This window comes from Syntrophomonas wolfei subsp. methylbutyratica (assembly GCF_001570625.1).
GTDB classification, from domain to species: domain Bacteria; phylum Bacillota; class Syntrophomonadia; order Syntrophomonadales; family Syntrophomonadaceae; genus Syntrophomonas; species Syntrophomonas methylbutyratica.
The window spans coordinates 1-7,855 of sequence record NZ_BBQT01000036.1; the positions used below are offsets into that span (position 1 = coordinate 1).

Genomic DNA, 7,855 nt, shown 5'->3' on the forward strand with positions numbered 1-7,855 from the left:
ATTTGATATTGGCTCCCTCAAGAACTTTTTGAATACGATTCAATTCCCTGGCACGCTCCTGCACCATGCTTCGGCGATAGCGTACGAGCTCTTTGAGCTCACGCTGTTCCCGCTTGGGAATAAAGCTACCATTCAACAACCCGTGACGTAGTAAATCAGCAATCCATTCAGAGTCTTTGACATCAGTTTTACGAACTGGTACAGCTTTAATAATTACATTCATTGAGATACCTCCAATGACTCAGAATTTACGGCGGGTTTCCTGGAACATATTAATCTACCATTGCGTGCTCATGGCAACAATTTGTGGTCCAAGCAGAAAACCTTAGTCAGTCTATAATATCGGGCTCAAAGCACCAAGACATTCCGACCTTATGCCGTAGTCAAAGAATATCACAGGAGCTCGTAGTTTTCATTAATTTGCTGGTGCGCGAACCCGCGCATGGGCGTCTATAATGCGAAATGTATTAATGAACATCAATTAAAACCCACATAATGTTTATGCGCAACCAAAATGTTATGGTAGAAAATGGGGGTAATATAATGCTAAATGATCTACAGAGCTCTGGAATACCTGTACTAAGGGTCAGCTTGTCTCATCATCCTGACAAATTTAGCGAAGGTAGCCAAGAACTCAATATTACAAAGAAGGTAAACTTTATATTCGGTAGAAATGGCACGGGTAAAACCACGATTTCCGATCAGATTATGAGTCAGTTGTCTACCGAATATGACGTATGTTTGTTTAAAGATTTCGATGGTGTTGTCGAGAATGATAGGCTAAATGCTGTCGCATTGGGCACAGAAAACGCAAAAATACAGAAAGAAATTGATATTGTTGATAACGACATTGCCGAGATCAGAAAACAAATAGAACAGCCAGAAGACGTTAACATTGAAAATTTGCTTACTAAGGCCACAAAGTCAAAGAAAGCATATGACACACAGTACAATAAAATTAACGCATTTTTCGTTGATTCAGCACGAAAATTAAAAAATTTATCGAATCCTCAGATTGCAAAGACATCCTATGATAAGCCTAGTTTTAAAGATGAAATAGCAAAGGCCAGTTTGCTATCAGAGGACAGTATTGTGGCGCACAAAAACACAATAAAAGCAGACAAAAAGGCGGATGTCCCTAATATTCTGTTCCCAGATATTGACTTGTCATTATATCTAGAGTCTACAAATGAAGTTTTACAATCTAGCGTAGCTCAGACACAGGATATACCAGAGTTAAAAGGTAAAACTGATAAGCAAAACTTTGCTAGACAAGGAATGATTATTCATCAGCATAAAATCGGTGAAATATGTGCTTTTTGCGGCAACGAAATTAGTGATGAACGATGGCAACTGCTCGGGAACTATTTTAACGACGAGGTTAAAAAATTGGAAAGCCGCATTGCTAGCGGAATTACGAAAATTGAATTAGAGCTTGATGCCATAAAAGGCATAGAAGAGATAAAGGAAGTCGTATTCTATGATAGATTCAAGCAAGATATTAGGAAGCTGAACCTGCAGATTGTTGCTAAACGAAACGAATATAAGGAGTTTCTTAGTAGCTTACAAGCTGCATTGGAGGAAAAGAAGAAAAAACTGTTTATCGAATCTACGCCATTAGAGATAGCTATACCGGCAAACTTTAATTATATTGAAAAAGAATGTGAAGACTTGGTGAAAGGTCACAACGAGCTATCGCTGAATCTCAAAACGGAACAGGAAAAAGCAAAGGATGCTTTACGCTATCATGAGATCAATAAAATGCTGGACGAATTCCAGTACGACGATGAAAGTATTAGTCTAGCTAAGCTCAGTGCTATTAATGATGAGGCGCAGAAAGTTCTTGGCGACAAAAAGAATGAACTTCAGATAAAACAAGATGCACGTAAAGATCTGATCTTGCAGACGAAAGACGAAGAAAAAATCGCCGAAAAGATTAACAAGCTGCTGCTAAGTATGGGTGTTGTTTCATTCTCGCTAAAATTGGTCAAGGACGATGACGAAAATCAAAAAGGGCAATACCAAATTAAAAGTCATGATGAAAATATCAGACCGATTACAAAATTGAGTAAAGGCGAGAAAAATATTATTGCTTTTCTGTATTTTATATTTAGTCTCGAAAGTGTCGATAGCAGGAGTAAACCAAAGGTCATTGTATTAGATGATCCAATGACCAGCAATGATGATACGATGCAATACTTAATGATTAGTGAAATCCAGAAGCTCTACAGAGGGCTAAGAGACGGCAATTATCTCATTATACTTACTCACAATTGTCATTTCTACCTAAATGTTCGGCCCAACACGGGAAGAACTTACAAGGAAAATGGCGAAGAGATAAGTTTCTATGAAAAATACGGGGTTTATCATCTGTTTTCCGATGGAAAACGCACAACGATAAAAAGCATAAGTAAAGGAAAGCAGGATTTCAAAACGAGTTATGAAACACTGTGGAAAGAACTAGTATTTCTACATAATACAGAAGATGCTTCACCAGATTTAATGCTAAGTCCTTGTCGTAAAATCTGCGAAACATATATGAATTTTACCAAGAAAGGTATAGAGGCGTTTTATGGCGATAATATAAGTGCAAAAAAACTCTTCGATGTCAATCAGCATTCTATAGATGATTTTGAAGCAGAGGCAAACGGCAAGACAAAATGTGAAATATTAGCTATTCTACAAAAACTATTTACAGATAACGATGCGGTGGATCATATTAACAGTTATTGGCGAGGCGGAGAAACGTGAACGAGACAAATAGTCCAAACTGTGGCCAAATGCACATTATGTTTATAACCAACTATTCCTACTGAGTTGTGAGCTTCGCGTTTGGCTAATAATAGGAAGTTCTATAATTGTCTTATTATAATAAGGCGAAGTCAGTTATGTGAGACTTTTGTAAATTAATTAGCTTAGAAATAATGGCATTTTCAGAGAGTAAAAAAAGGACTTCACCCCCATTTTTGCCGAATTTATTAGTGACAAAACAACCCAAGCAAAAACGAAAGGAGAAGTCACTTATGAATATTCGGCAAGGATACGTATTTTCCTTTGAGGATGCAATAAATTTGCAGCCCCGGTCAAGATTAGAGGTAATTCTAGCCACCCTGGATTTTTATGACATTATTACGGTTCTTGACAAAGAGAATAAACAACATAGAGGGCCAACTGGTTACCCGTTTGAGAGCAAGCTCAATGCATTAATTGCAATGCGTGTTTACAATATGGCTACATTTACTGAATTAGTGGAACGTCTTACCCATGATCCAGTACTCAGGTATAACTGTGGCTTTGATGTTTTTGGTAAAGTGCCCAGCATTGCTACCTTTAGCCGTTTCTATGAGCGATTGACTCAGTCAGAAGTACTTCGTGAACTGTTTAAGAAATAAGTAACAACGGCTGAATCCATGGGTTTGATTGATACCAGTTCCATTGCCATAGATGCTTCTAAAGTAGATGCCAATGAGAAGTCAGTTCCACGTAAAAATATTAAAGACGATGGTCAATCAGCTAACTGGGGCAGCAAGCTAGATACCAATGGTAACCAGATAACCTGGTTTGGTTACAAGCTGCATATTGCTACTGACGTTAAATCTGAATTACCCGTAGCATTGAGCATAACCCCAGCCAGTACCAACGATGGAATAATGGCCGAAAGCATCCTTGAAGAATGCAGTAACAACTTAAACAGTAAACCCCAGTATTATCTCATGGATGCCGGTTATGATCAAAAGTCAATATACGAACTAATCCGCAAGGATTACAAGGCACAGGCAATAATACCACTAAATCACCGAGGAGCAAAGGAGCCCCCAGAAGGTCTGGATTGGGATGCAACCCCCATATGTTCAGCGGGATACCGCATGGCTTATTGGGGCGGCAGCAATGGGGTTAACAAGTTCCGATGCCCTCATGTTATGGGCAAATGTGACTGTCCTTTTGGTTCCTCCTGGTGCTCAGATAGCAATTATGGGATGGTTGTTAAAACCAGAGCTAGACAAGATTCCAGGTTATTCACAGTGCCTCATCGAGGCACTTCAAACTGGAAGCTGCTATACAACAAGAGAACCAGCGTAGAGCGATGTTTTGGGCGTTTAAAGGAGCATCTGGGACTTGAAACCGGACTTAATGTACGAGGCATTAAAAAGGTCAAAACCCATGCTTACCTGAGTGTTATTACCATGATTGCTTCGGTTATTGCCATAAACAAAGACAAATCGTCTACAGATATAGCTGCATAAAGCAAGTAGAAATCAAGGTTTTAAAGGAAAGGGGTTAATCTGCTCATTTTTAGACAAATCCATTAACCTTGTTGATGATAAAGGCAATATTAACCAAAATTTAACCGGTTACTATGCTCTAATACCATATTGTAGTTTCAAAGAACTTGATTTTTGCTATTATGCAAAAGTCTCATGTAGTTACTTTGATACGAAATTATGGAGTTGGGAGGAAAATAATGAAAAATAACGGCGATATTATCCTTTTTTTGAAACAAAAAGATTACATAATGGTTAATAATGATTTAGGTGGCGGTTCTTTCGGAAAGACTGTATTGCTGCAAGACCCATTTATTGATGAATTATTTGTTGCGAAGAAGTATGAGCCAGAATATGAGGATATCAAAGAAAGGTTCTATAAAAATTTCCTCGATGAAATAAAGATATTATATAAACTCAACCATCGAAATATCGTACGAATCTATAATTATTATGCTTATGAGAATATCTTTACTGGATATATATTGATGGAATATGTTAATGGGAAAAACATCGGAGAGTTTATAACAGATTATTTGGGATTTATCAAAGATGTATCCTTAGACGATGTATTCTCTCAATTAATCGATGGCTTTTGTTATATTGAAGAACAAGGAATCATTCATCGAGATATCAGGGAAGGAAATATTTTAATAGATAAAATCGGAACAGTTAAAATCATTGACTTTGGAATTGGCAAGATTTTCGAAAAAAAGACCGATGATAGTGATAGTTTGGTTGCAGAAATCAATCGATCAGGGTCAGATACATTGCCACAGGAGTATTTCGATGGTATATATACATCCAAGACTGATATGTTTTATCTTGCAGAGTTGTTTAATCGTTTACTTATGGAAGCGCATGAGCAGGATTTACTGGACTTTTCTTATCAGGATATTTTATATAAGATGATGGAGAAACAGCCGCAAAATAGATATGAAACTTTTGCAGATATTAAGGAAGCAATAGGTAAACACGATTTTGTAAATATGGTAATTTCTCAAGAAGATAAGGATATATATCAGGCCTTCACGAATCTTGTTTTTCAAGCCCTTATATCCTTTTTTGATGAGCAAAAGTTCAATTATGATATTGATATATTTGTAGCTAGACTGGAAAAGGCACTACGAGACAATCTCTTTGAAAATATTATTCAAAAAAATGCGGACATTATCGGTAGTATAGTTTTCGGCGCATATCGTTGTAGTTCTAATGTTGTTATTCCTTGTTCTGTGGTAAATGATTTCCTTAATTGGTTCACAGCTTCAACGCCCCAATCTCAGAAATTAATCCTAACGAATATTATTTCCAAACTTTCTACAATTGCTGTTGTAGAAAAGGAGCCCGAAATTCCATTCTAGCTAAGATCACGTTGATATTATGTTGACCGTGCTGAAAAAAACCGACTTGGAAATCCTATTGTAAACAGAATGATACAGTATGATGGCTACGAACTTGACATTAATTTCGCTAAGTTGAGCTACGCATTATCCATATTTAGTACTGCACGGTCTGTTAAAACTACGCAGTAAGGGAGGAGGGGATTAATTTGACATGGCAACTATATCAGGGCGATGTCCTTGAAATACTTAAACAGCTTAAGTCTGAACCTGTCCATTGTTATGTTACATCCGGCGTACGTTTTTGGTTGCAAGGAAAAACCCTCTTATTGCTGTATAATGTTGAAAGAAGGGTGAGCAGATAAATGGACAGAATACAGGTTCTTATCCAAATCGGAAAACTGGGCGGTAAGGATATACACTATAGCGAGGTGGCTGATGAAATTATAAAAAGTGATGAATATGTACTCAAAGCTTACGAAATCCTCGAAAAAGACGGCTATATTCATCGCGGAGGCCTTAGTACGGGACTAATTACAGAAGCAACACTGACGGTTTCGGGAAAAAACTTTCTAAGGAATAAATAACGAAAACCAGTCCCTATGTTCTTTTAAACTTGGTTCATTTTTGCCGAACTCGGTAGGAAATTTATTTAACCATAGCTCTGACTTGAGCCGGGCACCTATACAGTTCGTTGCGCAAACTAATATTTGCTTAAGATAGCGCCGTGGTAGAGTAGACAGCATATACCCCAGATATATCATTAATTATTTGATATAAAGTTATTATCATAAGATGGTGGAATTAAATGGTGTTTATAAAAGAATAATCAAGTTATTTAAATTTAGGACAGGGAGAACACAGATGATAACAGGAGAAATTCGCAACAAGATTGATAAAATATGGACAGATATGTGGGCTGGAGGTATCACCAACCCATTAACTGTTATAGAGCAACTTACATATTTAATGTTTATTCGTTCACTGGATGAAAAGGAATTGGAAATGGAACGCGTTGAGGCATTAAGCGGGGAAGAGATGCCCAAAATTTTTCCTCAGGATAAAGCGGGACAGGATATGCGTTGGAGTAAGTTTAAAACTAAAGATTCCCGCGCGATCTACGATATTGTCGGTTCAAAAGTATTTCCTTTTATTAAAGCCATGAACGGAAAAAACACTTCTGCTTTTTCACGTTATATGCAGGATGCAATGTTTTTAATTTCTACTCCACAGGTATTGCAAAAAATAATTACCGGACTGGATGAACTCTATGAACATGATATAAAAGATCTGGATATGCAGGGTGATGTTTACGAATATATGCTGGGCAAGCTGTCTACAGCAGGCCAAAATGGTCAGTTTAGGACTCCGAAGCAGATTCGTGATATGATGGTACGATTGCTTGATCCCACCCCAGAAGATAAAATTTGTGATATAATCACTGCGAAAACGATACAATTTAATTACCCTATTCTGATGGCTTCCTAAGGGGGTTTAGGTTCAAAATAGGGGGTGCAAGTCTCCCTATGGTGTAAGTGAATTTTTATGGAGGAAGAATTGTTATGAAAAAAGATGATTTAATAATCACGGAATCAACAAACCCGCTTAATAAATATTTTGTGGAAAAAGAGGTTTTTGAGCAGACGAAGGAAAAGTTAAATACCACTGATATCTTGGCCGTACCCATTAGATATGATGATGGTGAATATTACTATGCGCAAGAAACAATTAGTTTTCTGAAATATTGCAGACAAACAGATCCAGAACATTCTGCGGATGTCCTTTCTGATGGAGATATCAAACTGCGGTCATTACATTCTTTTGACATATGGATGCCAGTCATATGGATAGGGTCAAGTATAGTTCTTCCACTTGTAATAAACTTGGTCAGCAATTACATATGGGAAAAGATGCGTGGCCGAGAACAAGAGGATGCAAAGGTCAATATCACTATTATGGTGCAGCAGGGAAAGAACACAAAAGAACTGCACTATAATGGCGACGCAAGGACGTTCAGTGAAACCTTTGAAAAAATTGATATAACGAAATTGTGAAAAAATTATGATCAAATACTTTATAGGAAAAAGAGATATCCCCCAAGTTGAAGAGGTTATTTTGCTTCTTAATAACTCAACTTTCTGACTAAAAAATCCGGCTGAAAAGCCCAATAAATCAATATAATAATCATTAAAAAAACCCATATTGACGCCAAAAGTGCATCCCCGTTTGGTAAAATGTTAATAACCACAAAAA

Annotated in this window: 4 protein-coding genes and 3 pseudogenes; 6 read left to right on the forward strand and 1 reads right to left on the reverse strand. The window is 37.2% G+C overall.

Annotation, left to right across the window (positions count from 1 at the left end):
* Positions 1-211, reverse strand: a pseudogene (locus AWB54_RS14700) (IS110 family transposase); the annotation flags it as partial.
* A gap of 332 nt (positions 212-543) precedes the next feature.
* On the opposite strand from AWB54_RS14700, the gene AWB54_RS14705 reads away from it, so the two are divergent.
* The 6 genes and pseudogenes from AWB54_RS14705 (at position 544) to AWB54_RS14735 (ending at position 7,656) form a co-directional block, all read left to right on the forward strand.
* Positions 544-2,751: an AAA family ATPase gene (locus AWB54_RS14705; protein ID WP_061215355.1), complete on the forward strand. Its 2,208-nt coding sequence runs from the start codon at positions 544-546 to the stop codon at positions 2,749-2,751.
* 272 nt (positions 2,752-3,023) lie between these two features.
* Positions 3,024-4,244, forward strand: a pseudogene (locus AWB54_RS14715) (transposase).
* Positions 4,245-4,462: 218 nt separating this feature from the next.
* The gene (locus AWB54_RS14720) at positions 4,463-5,623 is read left to right on the forward strand and encodes a protein kinase family protein (RefSeq protein ID WP_061215358.1); all 1,161 of its coding nucleotides are present in this window, start codon (positions 4,463-4,465) and stop codon (positions 5,621-5,623) included.
* Positions 5,624-5,967: 344 nt separating this feature from the next.
* Positions 5,968-6,189 (forward strand): hypothetical protein, encoded by a 222-nt coding sequence (locus tag AWB54_RS14725; protein ID WP_061215359.1) that lies wholly within the window; start codon positions 5,968-5,970, stop codon positions 6,187-6,189.
* A gap of 277 nt (positions 6,190-6,466) precedes the next feature.
* Positions 6,467-7,036 (forward strand): annotated as a pseudogene (locus tag AWB54_RS14730) (type I restriction-modification system subunit M N-terminal domain-containing protein); the annotation flags it as partial.
* A 128-nt stretch (positions 7,037-7,164) separates the two neighbouring features.
* A complete protein-coding gene (locus AWB54_RS14735; protein WP_061215360.1) occupies positions 7,165-7,656 on the forward strand; it encodes a hypothetical protein in 492 nt (163 codons plus the stop codon).
* The last annotated feature ends 199 nt before the right edge of the window (positions 7,657-7,855 follow it).